We start from the raw sequence: 1,311 nt of genomic DNA on the forward strand, positions 1-1,311 counted from the left end.
CAATTGGGCTCATGGGTTATAGCAATCAACGGTTGGTATTATTGGTATGAACAGCAGGATGTGATTCAAGCTCCCTGAGGAGGCTAAAGATGAAAGACCTGTATTGGCTGACGGATGAGCAGATGGAGCGTCTGCGGCCCTTTTCTCCGAAGAGCCTACCTGTCAGGTTGTGAGACGTCATTGGCGTAATCAAGGATTTCGTCGACCTGTTTCATGATGTCACGACCAGCCGGTTTGATATAGTCTTGATTACGTGACGCGGGATGTTTTTCAAGCCATGAGATGATGCATTGGGCGGGAGCGATGCCGCCCAGAACACGCTGCGGGCGATGATTGTAGGCGAAACAGAAGCCTCTGAGCAGAATTTCCAGATCTTCATGGTTTGAGACACAGACCTGCAGTACTTCTGTAGCGACACGGCCATTGAAGCGTTCCACCATTCCATTGGTCTGAGGGGAGTAAGCCTTGGTCCGGCGTCGGTCGATTCCCATGTCATGACAGGCTTTTTCGAAGTCGTCCGCTGTAAAGCAGGAGCCACGATCGGTCAGGATATGGGTGATCCGGAAAGGAAAGGCCGATTTGACGGCATTGAGGAAATCAACGGAATTATCCGCATTTTCCGCGTCATAAACAGCCAGGTGCACTGAACGGGAACAGCGATCGATGGCGACATACAGAAAACGTTTCCGGCGGTCCCCATCTGCTGTCTGTAATTTTGGCAGATGTTTCACATCGATATGGACATAACCGGGATCGTAATCGCGGAACTTTCCCTGTCCCCGAACTGGTCCGGCCTTTGGAACAGGAGGCAGCCTGTTCAATCCGGCGTCTTTCAGTATCCGCCAGATATTGTCCCGGTTCAGATGCGGCAGGAAATGCCGTAAGACAAAGGTCAGATCATCCAGACCAAAACCGGTAGAACGCCGAAGCTGACAGACAATGGCGCGCTCCTCCTCCGAGGCTTTCCAGGCCAGCCTCCAGGGACGGCTGCTGCGGTCCTGACAGGCGTCCGAACCACGCCTGCGCCACTTGCGGACTGTTTCATCGCTGATCCCGTAGCGTCTGGCGAGCACGGATGTCGGTTCTGACGAACGAGCTATCTCAGCCCGGACAGCCGGTGTCGTGCGTGCCTGTGGGTGGATCTGAAGCATCATTCGGTCTCCCTGCAAACGGAAGAAAACAACGAAGCATAACGCGGTATCGCCCACGCTACATCATCCCAATGACGTGGTGTTTGCAACCAAACCGGCGTTAGCCTCGATGATGATTGAGCGGTAATCCCCCCATTTTTAGTCGGGCGTTGAATGAGAA

Annotated in this window: 1 protein-coding gene; it reads right to left on the reverse strand. The window is 53.5% G+C overall.

Annotated features, from left to right (window positions below):
- Window positions 1-155 precede the first annotated feature (155 nt).
- On the reverse strand, window positions 156-1,151 hold the full coding sequence (locus tag AD944_RS00400) for an IS481 family transposase (RefSeq protein ID WP_045543168.1): 996 nt from the start codon (window positions 1,149-1,151) through the stop codon (window positions 156-158).
- Window positions 1,152-1,311 lie beyond the last annotated feature (160 nt).

The organism is Acetobacter tropicalis, from assembly GCF_001580915.1.
GTDB lineage: Bacteria > Pseudomonadota > Alphaproteobacteria > Acetobacterales > Acetobacteraceae > Acetobacter > Acetobacter tropicalis.

What these genes read in the sequence shown, in the direction of transcription:
- AD944_RS00400 (WP_045543168.1), bottom strand. Translation starts at nt 1,151, where the DNA reads ATGCTTCAGATCCACCCACAGGCACGCACGACACCGGCTGTCCGGGCT.